Source organism: Enterococcus sp. HMSC076E04, from assembly GCF_001814285.1.
GTDB lineage: Bacteria > Bacillota > Bacilli > Lactobacillales > Enterococcaceae > Enterococcus_B > Enterococcus_B lactis.
On record NZ_KV815632.1, the window covers coordinates 189,416 to 214,129 of the forward strand.

20 protein-coding genes, 1 pseudogene and 1 other annotated feature (1 of these 22 running past the window's edge) are annotated in these 24,714 nt (G+C 40.3%); of the genes and pseudogenes, 17 read left to right on the plus strand and 4 right to left on the minus strand.

Annotated elements, in window-relative coordinates; translation table 11 throughout:
• Positions 1 to 62, plus strand: a binding site (T-box leader); it begins 170 nt to the left of the window's first position.
• 92 nt (positions 63 to 154) lie between these two features.
• Both HMPREF2961_RS13455 and HMPREF2961_RS13460 read left to right on the plus strand, forming a co-directional pair.
• Entirely contained in the window at positions 155 to 1,291 is a 1,137-nt protein-coding gene (locus HMPREF2961_RS13455; RefSeq protein WP_002292037.1) for a 5-methyltetrahydropteroyltriglutamate--homocysteine S-methyltransferase, read from the plus strand.
• Positions 1,292 to 1,368: 77 nt separating this feature from the next.
• Positions 1,369 to 2,379, plus strand: coding sequence for an alpha/beta hydrolase (locus tag HMPREF2961_RS13460; protein ID WP_002345957.1), 1,011 nt, complete (start codon positions 1,369 to 1,371; stop codon positions 2,377 to 2,379).
• 66 nt (positions 2,380 to 2,445) lie between these two features.
• Here HMPREF2961_RS13460 and HMPREF2961_RS13465 read toward each other — a convergent pair whose 3' ends face one another.
• Positions 2,446 to 3,480, minus strand: a complete 1,035-nt coding sequence (locus HMPREF2961_RS13465) for a LacI family DNA-binding transcriptional regulator (protein WP_002314861.1) — start codon at positions 3,478 to 3,480, stop codon at positions 2,446 to 2,448.
• A 113-nt stretch (positions 3,481 to 3,593) separates the two neighbouring features.
• Here HMPREF2961_RS13465 and HMPREF2961_RS13470 point away from each other — a divergent pair, with 113 nt between their 5' ends.
• The 10 genes from HMPREF2961_RS13470 to pheA all read left to right on the plus strand — a co-directional run bounded on the left by HMPREF2961_RS13470 (position 3,594) and on the right by pheA (position 16,376).
• Positions 3,594 to 5,819 (plus strand): alpha-galactosidase, encoded by a 2,226-nt coding sequence (locus tag HMPREF2961_RS13470; protein WP_002314862.1) that lies wholly within the window; start codon positions 3,594 to 3,596, stop codon positions 5,817 to 5,819.
• A 17-nt stretch (positions 5,820 to 5,836) separates the two neighbouring features.
• Complete coding sequence (locus HMPREF2961_RS13475) at positions 5,837 to 7,720, plus strand: glycoside hydrolase family 2 TIM barrel-domain containing protein (protein WP_025477234.1); 1,884 nt, start codon at positions 5,837 to 5,839, stop codon at positions 7,718 to 7,720.
• A complete protein-coding gene (locus HMPREF2961_RS13480) occupies positions 7,701 to 8,675 on the plus strand; it encodes a beta-galactosidase small subunit (protein ID WP_002314864.1) in 975 nt (324 codons plus the stop codon). The genes HMPREF2961_RS13475 and HMPREF2961_RS13480 overlap by 20 nt, the downstream gene beginning before the upstream one ends.
• Positions 8,676 to 9,349: 674 nt before the next feature.
• Entirely contained in the window at positions 9,350 to 10,372 is a 1,023-nt protein-coding gene (gene aroF, locus HMPREF2961_RS13485) for a 3-deoxy-7-phosphoheptulonate synthase (RefSeq protein WP_002292027.1), read from the plus strand.
• Positions 10,373 to 10,404: 32 nt separating this feature from the next.
• The gene (aroB, locus tag HMPREF2961_RS13490; RefSeq protein WP_025477235.1) at positions 10,405 to 11,469 is read left to right on the plus strand and encodes a 3-dehydroquinate synthase; all 1,065 of its coding nucleotides are present in this window, start codon (positions 10,405 to 10,407) and stop codon (positions 11,467 to 11,469) included.
• 1 nt (position 11,470) lies between these two features.
• Positions 11,471 to 12,637 carry a chorismate synthase gene (gene aroC / locus HMPREF2961_RS13495; protein ID WP_002314866.1) on the plus strand — a complete coding sequence of 389 codons (1,167 nt, stop codon included), beginning with the start codon at positions 11,471 to 11,473 and terminating at the stop codon, positions 12,635 to 12,637.
• 16 nt (positions 12,638 to 12,653) lie between these two features.
• Positions 12,654 to 13,745, plus strand: a complete 1,092-nt coding sequence (locus HMPREF2961_RS13500) for a prephenate dehydrogenase (RefSeq protein WP_002292024.1) — start codon at positions 12,654 to 12,656, stop codon at positions 13,743 to 13,745.
• Between the two features lie 12 nt (positions 13,746 to 13,757).
• Positions 13,758 to 15,053 carry a 3-phosphoshikimate 1-carboxyvinyltransferase gene (gene aroA, locus HMPREF2961_RS13505; protein ID WP_002314867.1) on the plus strand — a complete coding sequence of 432 codons (1,296 nt, stop codon included), beginning with the start codon at positions 13,758 to 13,760 and terminating at the stop codon, positions 15,051 to 15,053.
• Positions 15,046 to 15,555, plus strand: a complete 510-nt coding sequence (locus tag HMPREF2961_RS13510; RefSeq protein ID WP_002292022.1) for a shikimate kinase — start codon at positions 15,046 to 15,048, stop codon at positions 15,553 to 15,555. The genes aroA and HMPREF2961_RS13510 overlap by 8 nt, the downstream gene beginning before the upstream one ends.
• Positions 15,552 to 16,376, plus strand: a complete 825-nt coding sequence (pheA, locus tag HMPREF2961_RS13515) for a prephenate dehydratase (RefSeq protein WP_002309043.1) — start codon at positions 15,552 to 15,554, stop codon at positions 16,374 to 16,376. The genes HMPREF2961_RS13510 and pheA overlap by 4 nt, the downstream gene beginning before the upstream one ends.
• 80 nt (positions 16,377 to 16,456) lie before the next feature.
• Here pheA and HMPREF2961_RS13520 read toward each other — a convergent pair whose 3' ends face one another.
• The 3 genes and pseudogenes from HMPREF2961_RS13520 to HMPREF2961_RS15850 form a co-directional block, all read right to left on the minus strand.
• The gene (locus tag HMPREF2961_RS13520) at positions 16,457 to 18,136 is read right to left on the minus strand and encodes a cache domain-containing sensor histidine kinase (protein ID WP_070705044.1); all 1,680 of its coding nucleotides are present in this window, start codon (positions 18,134 to 18,136) and stop codon (positions 16,457 to 16,459) included.
• A gap of 46 nt (positions 18,137 to 18,182) precedes the next feature.
• On the minus strand, positions 18,183 to 19,112 hold the full coding sequence (locus HMPREF2961_RS15845; RefSeq protein ID WP_025476745.1) for a helix-turn-helix domain-containing protein: 930 nt from the start codon (positions 19,110 to 19,112) through the stop codon (positions 18,183 to 18,185).
• A gap of 318 nt (positions 19,113 to 19,430) precedes the next feature.
• Positions 19,431 to 19,691, minus strand: a pseudogene (locus tag HMPREF2961_RS15850) (response regulator); the annotation flags it as partial.
• Between the two features lie 273 nt (positions 19,692 to 19,964).
• Here HMPREF2961_RS15850 and HMPREF2961_RS13530 point away from each other — a divergent pair.
• From HMPREF2961_RS13530 to HMPREF2961_RS13550, 5 genes are all read left to right on the plus strand, one after another.
• Positions 19,965 to 21,251, plus strand: a complete 1,287-nt coding sequence (locus HMPREF2961_RS13530) for an ABC transporter substrate-binding protein (protein WP_002306538.1) — start codon at positions 19,965 to 19,967, stop codon at positions 21,249 to 21,251.
• 136 nt (positions 21,252 to 21,387) lie between these two features.
• Entirely contained in the window at positions 21,388 to 22,257 is an 870-nt protein-coding gene (locus HMPREF2961_RS13535) for a carbohydrate ABC transporter permease (RefSeq protein WP_070705047.1), read from the plus strand.
• A complete protein-coding gene (locus tag HMPREF2961_RS13540) occupies positions 22,254 to 23,141 on the plus strand; it encodes a carbohydrate ABC transporter permease (protein WP_002334734.1) in 888 nt (295 codons plus the stop codon). The genes HMPREF2961_RS13535 and HMPREF2961_RS13540 overlap by 4 nt, the downstream gene beginning before the upstream one ends.
• Positions 23,142 to 23,308: 167 nt before the next feature.
• Complete coding sequence (locus tag HMPREF2961_RS13545; protein WP_002292009.1) at positions 23,309 to 23,992, plus strand: DUF1538 domain-containing protein; 684 nt, start codon at positions 23,309 to 23,311, stop codon at positions 23,990 to 23,992.
• Positions 23,989 to 24,699: a DUF1538 domain-containing protein gene (locus HMPREF2961_RS13550; protein WP_070705050.1), complete on the plus strand. Its 711-nt coding sequence runs from the start codon at positions 23,989 to 23,991 to the stop codon at positions 24,697 to 24,699. Before HMPREF2961_RS13545 ends, HMPREF2961_RS13550 begins: the two co-directional genes overlap by 4 nt.
• Positions 24,700 to 24,714 lie beyond the last annotated feature (15 nt).

A 24,714-nucleotide genomic window follows, 5' to 3' on the forward strand; every position in this document is an offset into this window, starting at 1 on the left:
TGAGGCATTATTTGTGAAAATAATGCAAATAAGGGTGGTAACACGAAGTATTCGTCCCTTTTGTCGTTCAACGGCAAAAGAGGCGGGTACTTTTTTCTTTTTTTGAAAAGCTTCATACGCTTTGTTAAAACATGATTATTGGAGGAGATTTTTTATGACAATTCGAACAACATCACCATTTCGCTATGACATCGTCGGGAGCTTTTTACGTCCTGAAAAGCTGAAAGAGGCAAGGACTCGTTTTACCGATGGGGAAATCACACAAGAGGAACTTCGAAAAGTTGAAGATGAAACGATCATCGAATTGATAAAAAAACAAGAAGGAGCTGGTTTGAAAGCTGTTACTGATGGAGAGTTCCGTCGCAGCTGGTGGCACTTGGACTTCTTTTATGGGTTGAATGGCGTGGAATTTTATGTGCCTGAACATGGCTATTTCTTTCATGGAGAAGAGACACGTCCTGGTACAGTGATTGTGACGGGGAAAATTTCTGGTACGAACCACCCTTTCGTCGAACATTTTAAATTCACTCAGGCACATACAAGTCAAGGCATCGAAGTGAAACAGACAATTCCTGCTCCAGCTCAAATTTTAGTGGAACTACTTCGTCCGGATATATTACCCCATGTTCGAAAAGTCTATGAAGACAATCAAACATTGATCAAAGATATCATCGCAGCTTATCGTCAAGTGATCGACGACTTATATGAAGCAGGTGCGCGGACGATCCAGCTAGATGATTGTACATGGGGAGTATTAGTTGCACCACTTCCTAAAGGGTTTGCGATGGATGAGGGAAAAGATGAAAAAGAAGTTCGTCGGGAACTAGCAAATCTTTATTTAACGATCAACAATGCAGTCTTAGCTGACCAGCCGGATGATTTAACACTCAATACACATGTCTGTCGCGGGAATTATCATTCTACTTGGGCAGCATCGGGGGGCTATGACGACGTAGCAGATCCATTATTTACTCAAGAAAATGTCCGTGCCTATTATTTAGAATACGATAGTGAACGTGCTGGGAGTTTTGCACCTTTAGCGAAAGTTTCCGAAGATAAATTAGTTGTATTAGGCTTGATCACAACGAAAAGTGGTGAACTGGAAGAGCGCCAGCAAGTGATTGACCGGATCTACGAAGCGACACGATATCTGCCTTTGGATCGTTTGTGCTTAAGTCCTCAATGCGGATTTGCTTCAACAGAAGAAGGAAATATTTTGTCTGAAGAAGAACAATGGGAAAAGATTGCTTTTGTCAAAAGCATTGCAGAAGAAGTTTGGGGGAACAATTAAATCATGCAGGAGAGCTTGCTAGGAAAGAACACTATGGTATAATCAGAATGCTTAATACTAATTTCTGAGGGAGACTTATGAAAAAGAAAATTCTTAAATTTATCGGATGGTTCTTCGGAATCATTCTTGGGATCGCGTTTGCAATCTTTCTTGCCTTCCAGCTTTCCCCCAGACCCGGAGCATTCTTGATCAACCATATGTTTTCAAATACTGTTCAAATCACCGATCAGAAAACGTTCAATCAAGCAGAAAAAAACGTGGCGAAAAAAACAGATTTGACGTACGAGTCCAACTATAAAGAGAATACGTATGATATCTACTATCCAAAAAACAGCAAGGGACCTGTTCCTGTTCTGTTTTGGGTACATGGTGGAGGGTTCGTCGGCGGAGATAAATCAGGTGTCAAGGAATTTGCGACAAAATTAGTATCAGATGCCAACATCGCAGTGGTTGCGATGAATTATGAATTAGCGCCTGATTCAGAATACCCTAATCAAGTTCTTCAAGTGAATGAGCTGGTCAAAGATTTATTAGCTGAAGGCGACGACAAACTGCTAGACATGGAACAACTATTTTTTGGCGGCGATAGTGCAGGTGCACAAATCGCTTTGCAATATGCAGCTCTACAAACAAATGAAGCGTATGCCAAACAGATGAAAATCAAACAGGTACTTCCAAAAGATAGTTTGAAAGGAACCATTTCTTATTGTGGACCCGTTGATTTAAAGCTAACAGCACAGCAACATTCGGATGATCGATTTATGAAGTTCTTCGTCAAAACCGTTGCATGGTCGTTGATTGGAACAAAAGATTGGAAAACGAGCGAGCAACTGAAAGAAGCTAGTGTGGCTGACCATGTTTCTAAGGAATTTCCGCCAACGTATATAACTGACGGAAATGCTTACTCCTTCCAAGAGCAAGGTCAAGCATTAGAAAATCGGTTGACAGAATTAAAGGTACCCGTGCAATCCTTGTTTTATACAGATACAAAAAAAGAGATTACCCATGAATACCAATTTGATTACACGCTAAAAGAATCGCAAAATTGTTACCAGCAGACATTGGATTTTGTGAATAAGTATAAGTAAGAGGTTGTGAAAAAGCCGTTTAGTTTTGAGTATGAAGAAACGAAGCGGCTTTTTACAACCTCTCTTTTAATACCTTTTTGTTCTTGGGATAAAACTTTCCCGAACAATCAATCGTGCAGGATAAGTCAAAATGATTGGTTCGTCCCGTATTCCGTCAATTCGCTCCAATGCCATTCGAACAGCTGCTTGCCCAATTGATTTCGCATTGATTTGGACACTGGTCAAGCCAGGGGAGAGGTTTGCGATTGTCTCGATATTATCAAAGCTTGCTACAACAATCTCTTCTCCAATTTGGATATTTTTTTGTTTCAATGCCCGATAGACACCGATTGCCATTGGATCGCTCCCGACAAGAATGGCAGTAGGAAGAGGGGATTCATTTTCTAATAGATCAGTCGCAAGTCCCTCACCTTGTTTTTCTGTCCAGCCACCTAGACGATAAGACATATATTTTTCTAAGTGATGATCGATCATAAAATGCTGATAGGCACGCATTCTCTTTTCGTTTATAGAAATCTGCTTCCCACCCAGTTCATCCATATCGACTTTATACCCCCCAATATAGGCTATTCTTTTATGGCCATTTTCTAAGAACAATTCCAGTACGGTTTTAGTCATCCGTTCAAGATCTGCATAAACCATATCGACCTCTTGCTGGATGTCAGGGTTATCCACGACGACTATTTGCATGTTTTGTTTTAATAAGGCGGTAATCGATTCTTTCGTAACGGTCCCAACAACGATCACCGCACCTAACTGATCTAGATCTTCCCATTGTTTAGGATTATCAGATAGATTATAGATTCGATTCATCCCTAAATGCAGACGTCGAGCTTCTTCTTCCATCCCTACTCGCAAATGTTTGTAATAGATATCATGTTCTTCGCTCGCTTTGCCGATCGTAGAGATCACACCAATCGAAGGCATTCTCTTTTTGATATATTTTCGAGTACTGATATCATAATCCAACGCAGCTGCTGCCTCTACTATTCGTTGCCGAGTAGCCTGAGCCACATGGATCGTCTGATCGTTATTCAACACGCGGGAAACTGTAGCAGGAGAGACATTTGCCTTTCGTGCGACATCTCTAATTCCAACCATTTTTACACACTCCTCAAAAAAACAAAAAATTTCTATTGACAAAATTGTTTAGTAAACAGTATACAGGAATTATAAAAAAAGTAAACGGTTTCCGTTTTGGTGGGAGTGAAATGATGGATATTACGCATAAAAAAACAGAAAAAAATTTCATCTTATTTGATGAAAAGAGCCGAGTATTCCATTTACGAAATACATTTCTTTCTTATCTGATAAAGATAGAAGAGAGCAATGTATTGGCGCATATTTATTTTGGCAAACCAGTCAAGCAGTACAAAGACAATAAAAATTATCCCCGAAGAGATCGTGGATTTTCAGGAAATATTCCCTTAAATCCTGACCGGTCTCTGTCGAAAGATACACTACCACAAGAATACTCTTCTCATGGCAGCATGGACTTTCGAACGCCCGCATCGATCATTCAGCGCAAGAATGGGTCAGACTTACTGGATCTGAGATATGATAGTAATTATATTACAGATGGGAAGCCAGACATCGAAGGCTTGCCTCAAACTTATGTGCTAGACAAGTCAGAGGCACAAACGTTGGTGATTTCACTTAAGGATAGAGAAACAGCGATTTATTTCGATTTGTTCTATACCATATTTAGTGATAGAGCAGTGATCACACGATCTGTAAAGATAAGAAATGAAACTAGAGAAACAATCAAACTAGAAAAAGCAGCTAGTTTCCAGTTAGATTTTGCCCATACTAGGCGATTTGATGAAGTCATTGCTTTGCCAGGAGCACATGTCAATGAAAGACAGATCTCACGGCAATCTCTTTTATCTGGAACAAAAGTATTTGAAAGCCGTCGAGGAACGAGCAGTCACCATATGAATAACTTTATTGCTTTAGTTCATCATCATACGACAGAAAATACTGGAGAAGCGATTGGACTTCAATTTGTTTATTCCGGCAACCATTCTTTCGAACTTGAAAAAGATCAGATCAATCAATTGAGAGTCGTCGGTGGGATCAACAGCCATTGTTTTTCGTGGGAATTGAATGCAAATCAGTCTTTTCAAACACCTGAAATGATCCTTTCTTACTCAAGTCAGGGATTGAACAAAATGAGTCAGATCCACCATGAGTTGCTACGTGAAAGAATCGCAAGAGGTCGTCATCAATTTGCTGAACGGCCGATTCTTGTCAATAACTGGGAAGCCACTTACTTTGACTTCAATAGTGAAAAAATCAAGGCGATCATTGATGAAGCAAAGGAGCTAGGCATCGAAATGTTCGTATTAGATGATGGCTGGTTTGGAAAAAGAGATGCGGACAATTCTTCATTAGGAGACTGGTTCGAGTATAAAGGCAAGTTGACAAATGGATTACGTGAAATAGCAGATTATGCTCATAGCAAAGGATTGAAATTTGGTTTATGGTTTGAACCAGAAATGATCTCCATTGATTCTGAACTGTATCGAACACATCCTGATTTTCTTATGCAGGTGCCAGGTAGAATGCCTTCTGCTTCCAGATCACAACATGTACTGGATTTTACAAGGTTAGATGTTCGGCAGACGATTGAGAAACAAATGAGAAAGATTTTAGACACGATTCCTCTTGACTACATCAAATGGGATATGAATCGTTCGCTTTCAGATATCTATTCGATTACCCTTGACCCACTTAGACAAGGAGAAGTAGCGCATCGTTATATGCTTGGGCTTTATGAACTACTCGAACATTTGACAGCTGATTATCCGGAAATCTTATGGGAAGGCTGTTCTGGTGGAGGTGGGCGGTTTGATGCTGGTTTTATTTATTATATGCCGCAGTCATGGACAAGTGATAACACGGATGCAGTGGAGCGTATGAAAATCCAATATGGAACAAGTCTTGCTTATCCGATTTCGTCCATCACGGCTCATGTATCAGCTGTACCAAATCATCAGACTGGCAGATCTACTTCGTTGAAAACAAGAGGAGAAACAGCTATGAGCGCTGTTTTTGGTTATGAACTGGATTTGACAAAGCTGTCTCCTGAAGAAAAAAAGCAAGTCAAAGAACAAATTATATCCTATCAAACGATTCGTCCCGTGATCCAGTACGGCCATTATTATCGTTTGGCGAGTCCTTTTGAAGAAAATATTGTCGCATGGATGTTTGTGTCTCCTAAACAAGATGAAGCTATTGTGTTTTTAGGGAGGATACTAGCTTCAGCTCAACCAGCGTTCCATGAAGTATATCTGTTGGGGTTAGATGATGAGGCACTTTATCAGGAACAGACCTCGAAGCGGCTATTTTCGGGGGCCGAATTGATGACAGTCGGACTTTACTTCCCTGATTTTCAAGGTGATTTCCAAACAGAGCTGCTTCATTTCAAAAAGTTATGAGAGAGAAGGAAAAAAGTATGAAAGCAAATATAAAATGGTTAGATGATCCACAAGTTTTTAGAGTGAACCAATCAAATGCGCATAGTGATCATGTTTGCTATGCAACAAGGGAAGAAGTAGAAACCACATCATCCCTTAAACAGTCTTTAAATGGAACATGGCGTTTTTGTTATTCGCCAAATCCTTCGGTACGTCCAAAAACATTTTATAAAAAAGATTTTGATGCCTGTTCTTTTGATGAAATCACTGTTCCTAGTCATATTGAATTAGCAAATTATGACAAGATCCATTACATCAATACGATGTATCCGTGGGAGGGACATGTATTTCGCCGTCCCCCTTTCACGACAAGCCCTGAGAAAGAGGCGGAAGGGATATTTTCAGCTGCTAAAGACAATCCGGTGGGGTCCTATTTGACGACTTTTCGATTAGAAGAAGGTCTAAAGGGAAAACAAATCTCGATACATTTTGCTGGTGTAGAACAAGCAATGTTCCTTTGGTTGAATGGTCATTTTATCGGCTATGCCGAAGATTCGTTCACTCCGTCTGAATTTGATTTAACACCTTATTTGGAAGAAGAAAATATTCTAGCTGTGGAGGTTTACAAAAGAAGTACAGCTGCATTCTTGGAAGATCAGGACTTTTTCCGATTTTTTGGGATCTTCAGAGAGGTCTTCTTAGTTGCTCGAGGACAAAACCATTTAGAAGATCTTTGGATCAAACCTCGCTTAGATGACAAATGTCAAAATGGTAAACTTGAAGTAGATTTGTCTTTTGAGCAAGTAGCCAAAAACAGTCAGCTGAATGTAGCGATACTAGATCCTGAGGGGAAGGAAATCTATCAACAGCAATATCCGTTAAAAGAACAAATGACGATTCGGATCGATGGATTTGAAAACGTGGCATTGTGGGGGCATTTTCAGCCCAATTTATATAAGCTTGAATTGGAGACGATAGACGAAGAAAAAAGAGTAACGGAGTATATTAACTATTCCTTCGGTTTTCGTAAAATCGAAATCAAAGATAAAATCATATACTTCAATGGAAAACGGATGATCATCAACGGGGTAAATCGACATGAGTGGCATCCAAAAAAAGGACGCGCCATCACTATAGAAGATATGGAAAAAGATTTGGCTATCATAAAAAATGCAAAGATCAACGGCGTACGGACATCTCATTACCCCAACCAGATCACTTGGTATTATTTATGCGACCAAGCAGGTATCCACGTGATGGCGGAAACGAACCTCGAATCCCATGGCTCATGGCAAAAAATGGGTGCATTTGAGCCTTCTTACAACGTGCCAGGTGCAGTACCTCAGTGGCAATCTGCTGTTCTTGATCGGGCAAAAACGAATTTCGAAACATTAAAAAACCATCCAAGCATTCTTTTTTGGTCTCTTGGAAATGAATCCTATGCGGAAGAAAACATTCGACAAATGAACGATTACTTCAAAAAAGTAGACCCGGATCGACTTGTTCATTATGAAGGGAATTTTCCAAATCCAGCATTCGAAGATTCGATTTCAGATGTAAAAAGCTGCATGTATGCGCCACCAGAAGAGATCGTTGACTACCTTGAAAATAAAGCGGAAAAACCGTTCATCTTATGTGAATACATGCATGACATGGGGAATTCGTTAGGTGGAATGGATTCTTACATGACGTTGCTTGATCGTTATGAAATGTACCAAGGAGGCTATATATGGGATTTTAAAGATCAGGCGATCCAAGTGACTGATCCAATCACTGGTAGAGAAGTGATGCGCTATGGCGGTGACTTTGACGATAAACCAAGTGACTATGAATTCTCAGGGAATGGAATCGTTTTTGCAGATGGACAAGAAAAACCCGCCATGCAGGAGGTAAGATATTATTATGAAAAATACAGTAAATAAAAGTCATATGGAGACAGAAAAAGTTGCAATCGTCTTCGGCGACTGTACATTAGGTGTCAAATCGGGGAATACGCATTATATTTTTTCTTATACAAGAGGCGGACTGGAATCGCTCAATAAAAACGGAAAAGAATGGCTATACCGGGAAACACTTCCAGTTTTTTGGCGGGCAACGACCGATAATGACAGAGGTAGCGGATTTGGATTTAAATCTGGTATGTGGTTAGGAGCCGGATTGTATCCAAAAGTCAAAGAAATAGAAGTACTGGTGGACAATAAAAAGATCGATTTGCCGATTGCCCCAGTAAATAATCAATATTCAAGTAATGAATACGCTGGAACAGTTGAAATCATTTTTACACTGGAAATCAACACAGTACCAAAAACACAAGTGACAATTTCCTACCAAATCGCTGGAGAGGGTAAAATGCTTGTTAAAATGCATTATGTTGGACAAAAAGGGTTGCCGGAATTACCAGCATTGGGTATAAGGTTCATTATACCAACAAAAGCAAAATTCTTTGAGTATGAGGGTTTATCAGGGGAAACATATCCGGATCGGCTGGCTGGTGGTATCGAAGGTATTTATAAAGTGGAAGGACTCCCTATCCCTCCATATCTTGTTCCCCAAGAATGCGGTATGCATATGGAAACGAAATGGCTAGAACTGACAAGAAATCAAACATTGGATAATACGGACAAAGATCAAGAAGACTTTTCGTTGCGATTTGAACAGCAGGATACGCCATTTGCTTTTTCCGCTTTACCATTCAAAGCAGAAGAACTGGAACAGGCGACACATATAGAAGAACTACCGCCAGAAAGACGAACGGTTCTTACGATTTTTGCAAAAGTAAGAGGAGTCGGGGGTATCAATAGCTGGGGAGCGGATGTTGAGTCACCTTATCGCATCAGCGGCGAAGAGGACCATGAAATCAGCTTTATTATCCAGTAGCGATCTTTAGATTATTATTTGAAAAACAGAGTTTACAAGACAAAGCTGCTTTATTCTATACGTCATGAACAAGATACGTCATGAACAAGCGAGCAAAAAAGTTCTCAGAATCTTTTGTTCATGACTATTTTCTTCAATGAAACCAATTGTTGTTTTTCTGAAAAATAAAGTTAAATATCAGAAAATTAAAAAAAGTTTCACAAAAATGATTGACAGTCGATTTTTTTATGTCTATACTAGGTACAATTCTTACATCAGTTTGGAGCGATTTTTTATGAAATCTAGAAAACTTACAAAACTGAATACGTATTACTTTAGCTATTTTAGATAGGTTTGTATTCATGACTTCGTGGGTACAAACAAACCAAGTTTGTATCTATGATGGCTAAAGATTTTTAAACACGACTTACAGCCACGTAGAGAAATTCATCTATAGTGGCTATTTTATATTTTTGCAGCGCTTTTTAAGGCTCGTTGAAGATGTTCACTGTAGAGGCAATTTCCTACAGGGACATCTTTTTTTGTTGATTATCCGGTTCATAAGTAGGAAAGAAGGAGCGAAAATGAGAACAATAGGACACGGTCGTTTAGTAGGAATTTATGTAAAACCAACTTGAAAAAGTAGAGAAAATCAGCCAAGATAGATAAGTAAACAAAAGAAAGCGGGAAAAACAATGATAGTAATTATGAAAAAAGAAGCAACGGAAGAACAAGTAAAAAAAGTCGTCGATCATATCGAAAAAGAAGGATTCAAAGTCTCAATCGATCAAGGAACAGAACGAGTAGTGATTGGACTAAAAGGTGATACGCGAAGTTTACAAGAAGGAGCATTTACACGCTACGAAGGAGTAGAAAATGCTGTGCGTATTTTGAACACATACAAATTGACTTCTCGAGAATTCCATCCTGGCAATACAGTCGTGGATGTAGACGGAGTAAAAATCGGTGACGGCAGTTTTGTGACGATGGCTGGTCCTTGTTCTATCGAAGGATTAGACCAAATCAGAGAATGTGCGCGGATGGCTAAAGCCGGGGGCGCAAAAATTCTGCGAGGTGGTGCCTTCAAACCACGTACTTCTCCATATGCTTTCCAAGGTTTAGAAGAAGAAGGATTGAAATACATCCGTCAAGCGGCTGATGAATTTGGAATGAAAGTGATTACTGAAGTGATGGATGAAGGACATATCGACATGGTGGCTGAGTACAGCGATATCCTACAGATTGGCGCACGTAATATGCAAAATTTCAAACTGCTATCTGCTGTCGGCAAAACAGGTAAACCTGTTGGATTGAAACGTGGGATTTCTGGTACGATCAATGAATGGCTTAATGCTGCAGAATACATTGCAGTCGAAGACAAATCTCCTGTCATTTTTATCGAACGTGGGATTCGGACTTACGAGACAGCTACACGTAATACGTTTGATTTAAGTGCTGTCCCATTGATGAAAAAATTAACTCATTTCCCTGTGATCGTTGATCCAAGTCATGGTACAGGTATTTGGGATCTTGTACCACCAATGGCCCGTGCGGGTGTGGCAAGCGGAGCAGATGGCATGATCGTAGAGATTCATCCTGATCCTGCAAATGCTTGGTCAGACGGTCCCCAATCGTTGAATGAAAAGACTTACTCACGCATGATGAAAGAAGTGGCGATCATGAAAGAAGCAATGGAAAAGATCCAAACACTCGATTAATGCCAGCTTTTTAAAAGAAAGAAGTGAAACGAATGCTTACTATACATGTTGATAACCAGAAATACGATATTCATATTGAAGAAGGTGCACTAGAACAGGCTGGATCATGGCTTCAAACGATTTGGAAGCCTCAAAAAGTAGCTGTAATCACTGATACCAACGTTGCTCCACTGTATGCGGAAAAAATCATGTTCCAATTGAGACAAGCTGATTTTGAACCAGTCCTTTCAATCGTACCGGCGGGTGAGACCAGTAAATCTTTGGAACAAGCAGCTGAGTTATACGATTTTTTGGCAGATAATGATTTTACCCGCAGCGATGGAATACTTGCACTTGGTGGAGGAATGGTGGGTGATCTAGCCGCATTCGTGGCCTCAACGTTCATGCGTGGGATCCATTTCGTTCAACTTCCGACTACGCTACTTGCACAAGTAGATTCTAGTATCGGTGGGAAGACAGCAGTCAATACAAACAAAGCGAAGAACCTTGTCGGAACATTTAGCCAGCCAGCTGGCGTATTGATTGATCCTGAGGTTCTAAAGACTTTGCCGGTACGTCGTTTACGAGAAGGGATCGCTGAAATCATCAAATCAGCAGCTATAGCAGATGCAATGCTTTGGCAACAGCTGAATGAGCTGAAAGACGAAAAAGATCTTTTAGAGCATGCTGTTCCAATCATCACTGCTACGTTGAAAATCAAGCGAAAAGTAGTGGAAGAAGATGTCTTTGACCAAGGAAATCGACTTATTTTAAATTTTGGCCATACAATTGGCCATGCAATTGAAAATACAGCAGGATATGGGGTAGTCAGTCATGGAGAAGGAGTAGCTATTGGAATGGTAGCCATCACTTCTCATGCAGAAAAAATCGGCTTGTCTCCAACTGGATCGACAGCTGCATTAGAAAGGATACTCCAAAAATTCCACCTGCCGATTACTTACGATCTAAGTCATTCAGAGGAATTATTCCACGCGATAACCCATGATAAGAAAGCAAGAGGAAGCCAATTGAATATCATCTTGCTAGAAAAGATTGGGCAAGCAAAAATCGTACCTGTTCCTACAGAGACATTCAAAGATTACTTAGGAGGACTGTAAGATGCGTTATATGACTGCGGGAGAATCCCATGGACCAGAATTAACAGCGATTATTGAAGGACTACCAGCAGGGTTACCTCTATCAGAAGAAGAAATCAATTACGAACTCGCTCGCAGACAAACTGGTTACGGCAGAGGAGGAAGGATGAAGATCGAAAAAGACCGTGTTCGGATCACGTCTGGCATCCGTCACGGCAAAACAATTGGTTCACCTGTCACTTTAGTGGTAGAAAATAAAGATTGGAAAAATTGGACAACTGTCATGTCTGTAGCAGAAGTACCTGAAAAAGACCGATCACTGCGGCGAGTTGCACGTCCGCGTCCAGGACACGCGGATTTGGTAGGCGGTATGAAATACCATCATCGAGATCTTCGGAATGTGCTTGAACGGTCCTCTGCAAGAGAGACGACCATGCGTGTAGCAATCGGCGCAATTGCCAAGAAAATTCTGGAAGAACTTGACATCATCGTAGCCGGACACGTGATTTGTCTTGGTGGAATCCAAGCAGAAATACCTGGAAATATCTCCATTCAAGAAATCAAAGAAATTTCTGAAGCATCAGAAGTACGGGTTGTTGATTCAGCAGTCGAGCAAAGAATAAAAGAACTGATCGATCAGACAAAGAAAAATGGAGACACGATCGGAGGAATTGTAGAAGTGCTCGTTGGAGGCGTTCCAGCTGGATTAGGAAGCTATGTACAATGGGAAACGAAGCTAGATGCCAAAATCGCGCAAGCTGTGGTTAGTATCAATGCCTTTAAAGGAGTAGAATTTGGGGTCGGATTCACTGCTGGATCATTACCAGGATCAGAAGTGATGGATGAGATCTTATGGGAAGAAGAACGAGGCTACTTCCGACGTAGCAATAATCTAGGCGGCTTCGAAGGCGGAATGACCAATGGCGAACCACTTATTATCCGCGGGGTCATGAAACCCATCCCTACATTGTACAAGCCACTTCAAAGCGTTGATATCGATACAAAAGAACCTTACAAAGCAAGTGTAGAACGTTCGGATAGTACAGCAGTTCCTGCAGCTAGTGTCGTTGCGGAAAATGTTGTAGCCACTGTGGTAGCGACAGAGATATTGTCAAAATTCCCAAGTGATTCGCTTGTTGAGTTGAAAGCTGCAGTGAAGGAGTACCGTGACTACTTGAAACATTACTAAAAAGGGGGCAAATAAGATGGCACAACATGTTTTTATCGTGGGGCTTGGACTGATTGGTGCTTCTATGGCACTTTGTATTCGTCAGACCAATCCAGAACTGATAGTAGTTGGTTGGGATAGTCAGTCAAAAACCCGTGAGCAAGCAGTAGAACAGCAGATCGTTGATTACGTTGCAAATGATTTTGAAACAGGTGCAGAACAAGCAGACGTTATCTTATTAGCCGTTCCCGTCCGTACAACCTTAGCTTATCTTGATGTCCTTGAAAGAATCAACTTGTCTGATCACGTCATCATTACGGATGTCAGCAGTACGAAGCAGCAAGTCGTGACATCCGCTGAGCAGAAAAATCTTCGGTTTGTCGGTGGACATCCAATGGCTGGTTCTCACAAATCAGGTATACAGGCAGCAGATGCTAAACTATTTGAAAATGCCTATTACATCTTTACACCTTTGGAAAAGACGAAAAAAGATGTTGAAAAACTGCAAGAACTATTTTGCGGAACCAAAGCAAAATATGTGACTCTTACAGCAGGAGAACATGACCGTATAACAGGAATGCTAAGTCATTTTCCACATATTCTGGCAGCTGGTTTAGTCAATCAGGCAGAACAATTCAATCAAGAATATCCGCGAGCCAAACAACTAGCAGCAGGAGGCTTTCGAGATATCACTAGGATCGCTTCCTCGGATCCTGTCATGTGGACAGATATTTTGTTGAGCAATAAGCAGATATTATTGGAACGATTGGCAGATTGGCAGCAAGAAATGACACAAATAGCAGAATGGATCATGACTGAGAACCAATCGGAAATCTTTTCTTTTTTCAATCGGGCAAAAGAAAGTCGAGACCAGTTGCCTATCCATAAGCAAGGCGCAATCCCTGCCTTTTTTGATTTATTTATCGATGTGCCAGATGAGCCTGGCGTTATTGCAGAAGTAACTGGACTGATCGGAAAAGCGGGAGTTTCTTTGATTAATTTGAAGATCCAAGAGACGCGAGAAGATATTTTAGGGATACTGCAAATCAGTTTCAAAAATCAACAGGATTTGTTACAAGCAAAAAGAACCATTATGTCTAATACCAGTTATCATTGCTGGATCAAATAGGAGGCTGGATAAATGCGATTATTACAACAAATACATGGATTAAGAGGGACTGTTAGGATACCAGCAGATAAATCGATTTCTCATCGCAGCATCATGTTTGGAGCAATTGCTGAGGGAACGACGACTATACAAAATTTTTTGCGCGCAGAAGATTGTCTGAGTACTTTACATGCCTTCCAACAATTAGGCGTCGAAATCGAAGAAGAGGAAGAGGTGATCAATATTCATGGTCGCGGTAGCCACTCCTTTGTCCCACCAACTGAACCCATCGACATGGGAAACTCCGGTACGACGAGTCGTTTATTGATGGGTATTTTGGCTGGTCAGCCTTTTACAACGACTCTGTTCGGTGACGCTTCGTTGTCTAAACGTCCAATGGGGCGAGTAATGGAGCCTTTACGCGAGATGGGTGCTGACTTGCAAGGAAATGAAAATGACCAGTGTTTACCAATCACTGTGACAGGAACCCGCTCTTTATCACCTATCCGATACAATATGCCTGTAGCTAGTGCACAGGTCAAATCTGCTTTGCTGTTTGCGGCACTACAAGCAGAAGGTACATCCGTAATCGTTGAGAAAGAACGTTCCCGTAACCATACGGAAGAAATGATTCGTCAATTTGGTGGAAGGATCACAGTGGAAGATAAAACAATCATGGTGACAGGACCGCAAAAATTAACCGGTCAGCAGATCACTGTTCCAGGTGATATTTCATCAGCTGCTTTCTTTCTAGCAGCAGGACTTCTTGTTCCGGAAAGCCAGCTGTTGTTAAAAAATGTCGGGGTCAATCCAACAAGGACAGGTATCTTAGATGTGTTGGAGGAGATGGGCGCAGCGATTACCCAGACGAATCACAATAAACAGAACCAATCGGCTGATTTAAGTGTCAAGACGAGTCATTTGAAGAAAGCGACGATTGGTGGAGAAATCATTCCGCGTCTGATTGATGAACTGCCAATTCTAGCTTTAGTGGCTACTCAAGCAGAAGGAATCACGATCATTAAAGACGCAGAAGAATTAAAAGTAAAAGAAACCAACAGAATTGATGCGGTGGCAGAAGAATTGCAAAAAATGGGAGCAAAGATAAAAGCAACAGCAGATGGTTTGATCATCCATGGACCAACACCTCTGCATGGCGCAAAAGTTTCTAGCAGAGGCGATCATCGAATCGGGATGATGCTGCAAGTAGCTGCTTTGATAGCCGATGGACCTTGCGAACTAGAAGGAGCCGAAGCCGTTTCAATCTCTTATCCGGCATTTTTCGATGATTTAGCAGAACTTGTGTCAGGAGGAGAAGCTCATGGCTAGCATTTTGCTGATTGGTTTCATGGGCGCTGGAAAAACAACGATCGGTAAAGGGTTAGCTCAACGTTTACAAAAAGAGTATGTAGATTTAGATACAAAGATTGAGGAACATATCCAATTGTCGATTGCCGAATATTTTCACTATTACGGTGAAAACAGCTTTCGAAAAGTGGAGTCAAAGGTTTTAAGAAAGCTGTCAAATGAAGATAAAATTATCGCGACTGGTGGAGGAATCGTCCAATGTGCTGCCAATCGGCAATTTTTACAAACACAGCCAATTGTTCTTTACTTAGAGGCAGAAGCAGATTGTCTAATCGATCGTATCCAACAAGATAAAACGTCTATTCGACCGTTAGCTCTTGGAAAAACAAGAGAAGAAATAAAAGCCTTATTGGCACAACGACTTTCCTGGTATGAAGAGAGCGCGACACTTCGAATCAACACGACCAATGAAACACCAGAAAAGATCATCGATACCATTATAGAGAGGATCAAAAGCATATGAATGTCAGCTATCTAGGGCCAGAAAGTTCGTTCACTTATCAGGCGGCTTGCCAGCTATTTCCTACAGAACAATTGACTGCGTATGCTTCGATTCCTGCTTGTTTGCGCGCTTTGTTTCGCAAACAGGTGGATCTGGCTGTCGTTCCTGTAGAGAATTCATTGGAAGGATCTGTTCATCACACAATCGATCTTCTTTCCAAACATCCAGAAGTCGAAGTTAAAAGTGAAATCGTTCTTCCTATCAAGCAGCAGCTTTTAGGCAATGCAGCAACAAAGATTACAAAAATCCTTTCTCATCCCCAAGCACTAGCACAATCACAACAGTTTTTAGAAACGCATTATCCTAATGTTCCTTTAGTAGCAACAGAATCAACAACTGCTGCAGCAATGTATGTAGCAGAACATCCGAAAGAAGACGCAGCAGCGATTGCTTCATTAGAAACAGCACAGCATGTTGGATTGGAGATCTTAGCTGAGAATATCCAAGATAATGAGTTGAACCAGACACGTTTTTGGATCGTCGGTGACCGAAAGATGACCAGCCAGCAGCCAGCTCCAGTAAAGATGAGTGTCATCTTGACACTGCCTGCTAATCGGCCAGGGATGCTTCATAAAATGCTGGCAGCTTTTGGCTGGCGGGAGATCAACTTAAGTAAGATTGAATCCCGACCATTGAAAACTAGCTTGGGAGAATATTTTTTCGTAATCGATTTGTTATTGGACCGCCCAATGGCATTAGTAGAGAATGCGCTCCAAGAAATCAAGATGCTCGGAGGAAAAAGTCAAATATTGGGCTGTTATCCAGTATTGACAGTAGAATAGACGCGTAGATGAAAGTCAAGAATACTGATTGATTTATTTAACTTAAAATAAATCAATCAGCGCTTGGCTATTCTTTATTTTTAATATTCTGATTGATTTTTAGAAAGAAGCGGGAGACAAATCGTTACAGTCGTTCCTGTCCCAATCACTGATTGGATCGTTATGCCATATGCATCTCCATACATTAGGCGTATCCGCTCATCTACATGACTGATGCCGATTCCTGAGAAATGATCATTTTTTTGTTTGGTATTTTCAGTATCGAAGCCATCGCCGTTATCAATCACTTCGAATAAAAGAAGCTGATTTTTTGTTTTGCCGTACACCGTGATGAATCCTTGCGTTTTATTGTGAAAAGCATGAAGATAGGCGTTTTCGATAATTGGTTGAAGGATCATATTCGGCATAGACAATGTCTGCAGTTCATCAGGAATCATTATTTTAGCCGAGATTCTTTCGCCATATCGCATACTCAAAAGATCAATGTAACTTTGTACGCTTTTGATTTCTTCCTTGACTGGAATCACTTCTTCTTTTTTTCCAATCGTACTTCTTAGTAAAGTAATGAAACTGTCGATTCCCTGAACTGCTTCATCAGTTTTTTTCTGCCAAATCAAAAATTTCAAGCTAGTCAGCGTATTATAAATGAAATGGGGCTGTATCTGTGCTTGCATAGTTTGGATTTCAAGCGAACGTTTCTTCTTTTCGTCTTGGATGGTCTGTTCATAATGATGCTGCGCATTACTTAGCAATTGATTGATCGTATTCCCTAGCAATTGGACTTCATGGCTTCCTTGTACAGGAACAGTAGCTTTTAAGCCATCTTCCTCTAGCCAGTTTAGCGAATCAATCAAGCGGTAGATCGATTTTGTGTGTCGATCCAAATACATAAATGCCAATGAGCCAGCAAAAGCAAGTGTCACGATATTATACAAAATAATGGGGAAAATCACGCCCATTTGGTTAGACAAAGAATGAAGATCGACTTGACTGAGTAATGTACAATCCTGGCGGTACAGGGGAAGACGGGTCAACTGCTGTCCATTTGAAATCGTTGTTTCACCTACTGTTAGTTTTTTGAAAATCATTGATCGGCTCCCAATTCTATTTTCTTCATTTGATGCGATGATCGTCTGTTCTTCGTTCATGAAGGAGATCTTCGATATCTCAGGATTTACTACAGATTGAAAAAGATTCGCTAGTTGCTGAGATGAGATCGATAAAACAGCATATCCGTAAATGTGATTCAATGTGTTTTTCAGTTTTTTGACAAAGAAGACGCTGGGTGCTTTCTTATCGCGAAGAGTCAATCCGTATTGTGCAAAAAGCATTTGTGTATCAGCAGCACGTTCATTCACTCTCTGGGCAATCGCAGATTGAAAAAAAGAATCGGCAGATACGGCAGTGAGCATGTCGTTTCCGACAAAAGTTCTTCCGTTTTCTCCAAAGATCAACACATCGTAATCGATCATTGGATGGATTTTTGAAAGAGAGTCATTCATTTTTTGGATCGTTCTTAGCTGCTGAAGCTGTTCCATATGTTGGACTGGACCATTGGAAAAATAGCTTTCGACAGCTGGGTTGGAATCAAAAGCGGCTAATGTATTCTCGATTGCATCATTCAAGCCTTCAAATTCAGATTGGATCTTTTTTAGTACCACATCATTCGATTGATTGAACAGCTGGATATAGGCATCCCTTGATCGATGATAAATAAACAAAGAGATGACGATGGCCTGCAGAAAAAGACCGATGAACAAAATGAACAGAAGTTTGGTAAAGAGTTCATGCTCTTTGATTTTTTTCTCATTTTACAAAAGTTCCTTTACGGTATTGAGAAGGTGTCATTCCTGTCTCTTCTTTAAAAACTCTGGAGAAATAACCCAGTTCGGTATAGCCGACTTTCTCACAGATTTCCGTCAAAGTAAGCCGTGTTTCCGTTAAAAAGAGCTTGGCTTTACTAATACGGACTTTTTTTAGATATTTTGAAAAGTTGATGCCAAATTTTTCAGTAAAGATAGCTGAAAGATAGCTATATGAAAAATGATATTTTTCGGATAGAAGTTGTAAATTGATTTCTTTCTCATAATTTTCCTGGACGAACTCGTAGATCAAAGTCAAGATATCGAAATTGTCTTTTATTGCATTTGCAGAAAAGTGGGTGAGTTTCTCAAGTGTTTCTTTGACAAGAATAGAAAAATCTTCCAAGTACTCAGCATCGGCTAATAAAGAAGGAAGGGCGATCTTGAGCAAAGAAAGTTCTTCATTCCCAACATATTCGTCAGCCAAAGCGTTGAGTAATGCATAGAAACGATTGATTGCCTCATGTTTCAAATAAGCTGGATCAATAGGCTGTTCCAATATTGTCGTGAAGAAAACCTCAAGTTCTTTGACAGCTAAAGCGTAGTCTTTATGAACGATTTTTGTTAAATAGCTACTTGCTTGCTGCTCGTGGTTGGTTGATAACGGAAGAAGTTCATGCTGATAAGCAAGGTTCTTTCCCTTATGATAGAAACGTTGTCCTTTGGTACAATTTCTGATTTCTTGGAATATTTCATTGATATCTTGGATTGCAAAAGAGTCAGAAACAACAAAAAAATCACCTGGAAAAATTTCTTGACGAAACTTTTGAACAAACTTCCTAAGCGTATCTTTGGAATCAGTATTGATCACATAGCCGGATTCTTCCGAAAAGGTAGAAAAGGGATAGATAGTAAATGAATCGTCGCTATCCATCAACGAATGGATGATCGACTGTTTTTGTTTAGAGCCTTGTTTTGAACTGAATGGCCGTTTTTCGGTATATACCAGAAAAAACAAGGTGTGTTCAAAAAGAAGAGGGTTAAGCAATGGACGAGTTTGTCCAGCAATCTGCTGTGAAAGATTCTCGCAGATCTGCTCATAACGATCGGTGATTGGGCTTTTGTTGGGCTTTTTTTTGATTTTTTGTGAAACGGCAATTAAGGAATTTAGAAAAAAATCAGGACTCAATCGAGGCTTTAAAAGATAATCAGCGACGCCATATTTGAAAGAATCTTTAACCATATCAAATTCATCATAGCTAGAGAGGATAAGAATCTGTGTTTCAGGTTGTTGCTGTTTTAATAGCCGCGATAATTCGATCCCATTTAGTTCAGGCATCATTACATCTGTGACCACGATATCGATTGCATGTGCCAAAGAAAAGTCAAACGCTTTCAACGGGCTGGAAAAAGTTCCTATTAATTGAAACCCGTGCTCAGACCAATTGATCAACTGTTTCATTCCGTCTAAAATCGTCTGTTCATCATCGATAAGAATTACGCGTATTGGCATTTTTTTATCCGCCTTAAGAATAGTCTTGTAATTTAAAAATACTTATTTCTAGGAGAAAATGCAAGGATATTTTTATTTTAAAGAAACCTCCACCCTTTCGATCTTTGGTCTAGATGCTAAGATTATTCCTTTTGTCATAGTTGATTTGTATTTTTTTATTATTTTAGGAGAAATTTTTGAAGTATCTGAATAATAAAGAAACCGTTTTCGAATTTTGGTATGATGAATGTAGCAAACGTAAACAACTAATTGATGGAAAAGGAGCGGATAAAAATGAACATCAGAAAGTTAATTGCTGGAGTCGTTTGTTTAGCGGCAGCATCAGGTTTCTTAACAGGATGCGGAAGTGCTAGTAGCACAGCAGACAACGAAGAAAAAGTCACTGTTTGGGCGTGGGATGAGACATTCAATATCAAAGCAGTGAATGAAGCAAAAAAAATTTATGAGAACGAAGAAACAGAGATAGAAGTTGTTACGATGTCTCAGGATGATATCGTTCAGAAACTGAACACCGCTTTAGCAAGCGGGAATACAGAAGGATTGCCCAATATCGTCTTGATTGAAGATTATAGGATACAAGGCTATTTGACTTCTTATCCAGATGCATTCGCTGATTTGTCTGCTATTGTAAAGGAAGATCATTTTGCACCGTATAAATTTGCGGTAAACAAAGTAGGAGAAAAAATATACGGTGTTCCTTTCGATTCGGGCGTAACAGCAAACTTCTATCGTACGGATCTGATGGCTGAAGCAGGATATACAGAAGAGGACATGGAGAATCTGAGGTGGGACGAGTATATTCAAGTGGCGCGAGATGTCAAAGAAAAGACGGGAAAGAAAATCGCTGAAGTCAATCCTTCTGATCTTGGTCGAGTAAGAATGATGATGCAACAAGCGGGAGAATGGTATACGTCCAAAGATGGGGAGACGGTCACGATCCAAGACAATGCATCTTTAAAGTATGGTCTTGAATTATTTGCCACTCTTTTGAAAGAAGACCTAGTCGAACAAACCTCTGACTGGAATGCTGGAGTAACTGCGATACAATCAGGAGCAGTAGCTTCTAGCCCAACTGGCGCTTGGTATTCTTCAACGATCCAAGGAGCAGAAGACCAATCTGGAAAATGGAAGATTGCGCCAATACCTGCACTGCCAGAAAGTTTACAAAAAGCGCAAGCTTCTAACCTTGGCGGCGCTGGCTGGTATGTGCTCAAAGGAGTAGCTGGAGAAGAATCAGCGAAAGATTTCCTCGAAGCAACGTTTGCATCGAATGAAGAACTGATGGGCACTCTTGCGAAAGAAATCGGACTGGTGTCTACGATGCTTAGTGCAAATGAACAAGAAGCTTATCAAGAAGCTTCAGAATTTTACAGTGGCCAAAAGGTCTTTGATGATTTTTCCAAATGGACATCAGAAATTCCAGAAGTGAATTACGGACATGAGACCTATGCAATTGAAGCAGTCGTAGCCGAAGCTCTTCATCGAATCATCAATGGAGAAGAGACAGACAAGGTACTAGCAGATACACAAAAACAAGTAGAAGCACAGTTGGCTAATTGATTGGTGATAAAAAAGCAAATTTCTTTGCTTTTTCATCAGACAACCGAAAAGACAAAAAAGATGGCGGCTGCCTTACAGACGTTGTCTTTCTTGTCTTTTCAATTAAATAATCAATGATAGAATTGGAGGGAAAAGAATGAAGCAGAAAGATTTATTCAAAAACGGGCATGCTTTTTTAATCTTGCCAGTCATTTTGATATCGATCATGGTTTTTATTCCGATGGTTTTGGCTTTGATCACGTCTTTTCAAAGTGGTCCCCCTGTCAATATGAGATTTAACGGATTAGGTAATTATCAGCGGATGCTGACAGATGCTACTTTTAAAAAAGCTTTTTTCAATACGTTCCTATATTTACTAGTTCAAGTACCAATCATGCTGTTTCTAGCGCTTTTTATTTCCAACCTCTTAAATGATAAAAAGCTGAAATATAAAGGGTTGTTTCGAACAGCTATTTTTCTTCCGTGTATCACTTCGATGGTCAGTTATTCTCTGATCATGAAAAGTCTATTTTCTCAATCTGGCCTTGTAAACAACTTGTTGTTGGGCATTGGTATGATTGATACACCGATTGGCTGGCTGACTCATCCAATTTGGGCGAAAGTTCTGATCATTCTTTCGATCACTTGGCGTTGGACTGGATACAATATGATTTTTTTCCTTTCAGGCATGCAAAATATTGATTCGGAGATTTATGAAGCAGCATCTATTGACGGTGCTTCTAAATGGCAGCAGTTTATCAAAGTGACGATCCCGAATTTAAAACCGATCATTTTGTTTACTTCCATTACTTCGACGATCCGGACATTGCAGCTTTTTGATGAAGTACAAAATATTACTGGCGGGGGTCCAGCAAATGCAACGACCACCTTGTCTCAATACATCTATAATTTGAGTTATAAATTCACGCCTAATTTTGGATATGCGGCAGCAGTTTCCTTTGTTATTGTTGCCTTTATTGTGATATTGTCGATAATCCAAACGAAAGTAGGAGGAGAGAGTCGATGAAAAGCATGGTAGAAAAAGAAACGATCGAACATCCCAACGTCAAAAAACAAGCCTTAGGACTTCGTTCGGCAATTGGGTCAGCATTAAAGTATACAGCATTAAGCATCCTATCATTTATTTCCATTTTCCCTTTTGTCTGGATGATTCTGGGAATGACGAATACACCCGTGGATATCACATCGGGAAAAATAAAGATTGGCAGTAACTTGATCATCAATTTTCAAAATTTGTTTTCCAATGAACTGAATTTTACTCGTTCCCTTTGGAATTCAGCAATGATCGCTTTAGTGACCACTGTGTTTGCATTGCTGATTTCCTCAATGGCAGGATATGGGTTTGAGATTTATCAAAGCAAGCGAAAAGACTTGATTTTCAATATTCTACTGCTATCGATGATGGTTCCTTTTGCGGCGTTGATGATTCCTTTGTATCGAATGTTTTCACAATTGAACGGAACGATTTTGGGAATCAATAGTTTCTTAGTTGTAATCTTACCATCTGTCAGCACTGCTTTTTTGATCTTCTTCTTCCGACAAAATGTTAAATCCTTTCCAAAAGATCTAGTAGAAGCCGCTCGATTAGACGGTCTAAAAGAACTAAGTATTTTTTTTAGAGTATATATGCCGACGGCTAAAAATACCTATGCAGCGGCAGCAATCATCACATTCATGAGCAGTTGGAACAATTATTTATGGCCCTTAGTGGCTTTGCAATCTCCTGATAAACGGACGGTTCCGCTTGTTTTATCTGCTATGGGTGCTTCCTATACGCCAGATTATGGAATGATCATGGCTGGATTAGTCATTGCTACTTTACCAACTGCCATCGTATTTTTTGTTTTGCAAAAGCAATTCGTTCAAGGAATGATCGGCTCTGTAAAATAAAAAACAACAGCAAGTGCGTCCCTACAAAGTCATCTTTTCCAAGTAAAAAGATACTTTTGGGACGTGTGTTATTTTATGTTGAGAAAAATTAAAAGATAACGTTTTAAGTTTATACTCGAAAACTCTTTCATTTTAAGGTAAACTTAAAGAGTAAAGGAGGAGGATACATGCTAAAAAATTTTAAAGAAGTGATTGCTGCCATATTGCCGATGACCGTCCTGATTGTCATTTTAACGTTTGTTTTTGCGCCGTTAGAAGGAGAAGACCTCGCTTCATTCTTGGTAGGTGCGGCTATCATGATGATCGGAATGACGCTCTTTTTGTTTGGGGCAGACTATTCCATGATGGAAGTCGGAGATCTAGTAGGGAAATATATGATCAAAAAGAAAAGTTTGGCTGTTTTGGTCAGTTTGGGGTTTGCTATCGGGATCGTGATCACGATTGCCGAACCTTCCGTGCAAGTTTTGGGACAACAAGTATATGATATATCTGACGGAGAGATTGGCAGAGTGTTGCTGATTGGGATCGTCAGCGTCGGCACTGGAGTATTTCTAGCCTTTGCGCTGCTTCGGGTCGTATTCAAGCTATCCTATTATCAATTGATGGCTATAGGCTACATAGGCGTTTTGATCGCCTCGTTCTTCACCAGTTCCGAATTCATGCCGATTGCTTTTGATTCGGGGGGAGTGACTACTGGTCCAGTAACTGTTCCATTTATCTTGGCCCTTGCCGGAGGGATGACTAGTATGATCAAACAAAAGAAAAATGAAAATGACAGCTTTGGGATGGTTGGTATTGCTTCATTAGGACCAATTCTTGCCGTAATGATTTTGGGGGTGATCTTCCAATGAATTTCTGGCAGCAAGTGATAGATGGTATCGAGATCGTTACTATGGAAGTTATTTTAGCAGTGGCCCCTATCGTGATTCTATTTGTTTTGATGAATATCATTAGTTTTCGTATGCGCAAGAAGCGTTTCTTTGACATTATGAAAGGCTTCTTGATAACGACTATTGGGTTGATCCTTTTCCTGCAAGGAGTCAATATGGCTTACGTTCCGGTAGGACAGCATTTAGGTAGTACGATCGCTGGATTGCCCTATAATTATATATTGGTTCCACTTGGCTTTTTGATGGGGTTCCTAGTAGGGTTTGCTGAGCCGGCGATTCATGTAATGGTCAAACAGGTTGAAGAATTGAGTGAAGGGAGGATCCGGTCGAAAGTCATGCTGATGGTGATTTCGATTGGGATTGGCGCAGCAGTAGGATTGTCTATGTGGCGTTTGCTCGTCGGATTCTCTCTTTATTATTTCTTGATCCCAGGATATGGGCTAGCATTTATTTTAGGACGAAAAGTGGACAAGATCTTTTTAGCAATGGCTTTTGACAACGGTGGAGTAGCAACGGGTCCGATGTGTTCGACATTTATTTTATCAATGAGCGTGGCGATCGCTGCACAAATTGAGGGAAGAGATCCGATCATTGATGGGTTTGGTGTGGTTGCAATGATTGCATTGACACCAATATTATCCACTTTAGTACTATATAGGTTGAATTAAATACTTTACATCCGC

Bases quoted from the DNA above. Each gene is read 5' to 3' on its own strand.
- HMPREF2961_RS13455 (WP_002292037.1), top strand. From the start codon at position 155: ATGACAATTCGAACAACATCACCATTTCGCTATGACATCGTCGGGAGC.
- HMPREF2961_RS13460 (WP_002345957.1), top strand. From the start codon at position 1,369: ATGAAAAAGAAAATTCTTAAATTTATCGGATGGTTCTTCGGAATCATT.
- HMPREF2961_RS13465 (WP_002314861.1), bottom strand. From the start codon at position 3,480: ATGGTTGGAATTAGAGATGTCGCACGAAAGGCAAATGTCTCTCCTGCT.
- HMPREF2961_RS13470 (WP_002314862.1), top strand. From the start codon at position 3,594: ATGGATATTACGCATAAAAAAACAGAAAAAAATTTCATCTTATTTGAT.
- HMPREF2961_RS13475 (WP_025477234.1), top strand. From the start codon at position 5,837: ATGAAAGCAAATATAAAATGGTTAGATGATCCACAAGTTTTTAGAGTG.
- HMPREF2961_RS13480 (WP_002314864.1), top strand. From the start codon at position 7,701: ATGAAAAATACAGTAAATAAAAGTCATATGGAGACAGAAAAAGTTGCA.
- aroF (WP_002292027.1), top strand. From the start codon at position 9,350: ATGATAGTAATTATGAAAAAAGAAGCAACGGAAGAACAAGTAAAAAAA.
- aroB (WP_025477235.1), top strand. From the start codon at position 10,405: ATGCTTACTATACATGTTGATAACCAGAAATACGATATTCATATTGAA.
- aroC (WP_002314866.1), top strand. From the start codon at position 11,471: ATGCGTTATATGACTGCGGGAGAATCCCATGGACCAGAATTAACAGCG.
- HMPREF2961_RS13500 (WP_002292024.1), top strand. From the start codon at position 12,654: ATGGCACAACATGTTTTTATCGTGGGGCTTGGACTGATTGGTGCTTCT.
- aroA (WP_002314867.1), top strand. From the start codon at position 13,758: ATGCGATTATTACAACAAATACATGGATTAAGAGGGACTGTTAGGATA.
- HMPREF2961_RS13510 (WP_002292022.1), top strand. From the start codon at position 15,046: ATGGCTAGCATTTTGCTGATTGGTTTCATGGGCGCTGGAAAAACAACG.
- pheA (WP_002309043.1), top strand. From the start codon at position 15,552: ATGAATGTCAGCTATCTAGGGCCAGAAAGTTCGTTCACTTATCAGGCG.
- HMPREF2961_RS15845 (WP_025476745.1), bottom strand. From the start codon at position 19,112: ATGGATAGCGACGATTCATTTACTATCTATCCCTTTTCTACCTTTTCG.
- HMPREF2961_RS13530 (WP_002306538.1), top strand. From the start codon at position 19,965: ATGAACATCAGAAAGTTAATTGCTGGAGTCGTTTGTTTAGCGGCAGCA.
- HMPREF2961_RS13535 (WP_070705047.1), top strand. From the start codon at position 21,388: ATGAAGCAGAAAGATTTATTCAAAAACGGGCATGCTTTTTTAATCTTG.
- HMPREF2961_RS13540 (WP_002334734.1), top strand. From the start codon at position 22,254: ATGAAAAGCATGGTAGAAAAAGAAACGATCGAACATCCCAACGTCAAA.
- HMPREF2961_RS13545 (WP_002292009.1), top strand. From the start codon at position 23,309: ATGCTAAAAAATTTTAAAGAAGTGATTGCTGCCATATTGCCGATGACC.
- HMPREF2961_RS13550 (WP_070705050.1), top strand. From the start codon at position 23,989: ATGAATTTCTGGCAGCAAGTGATAGATGGTATCGAGATCGTTACTATG.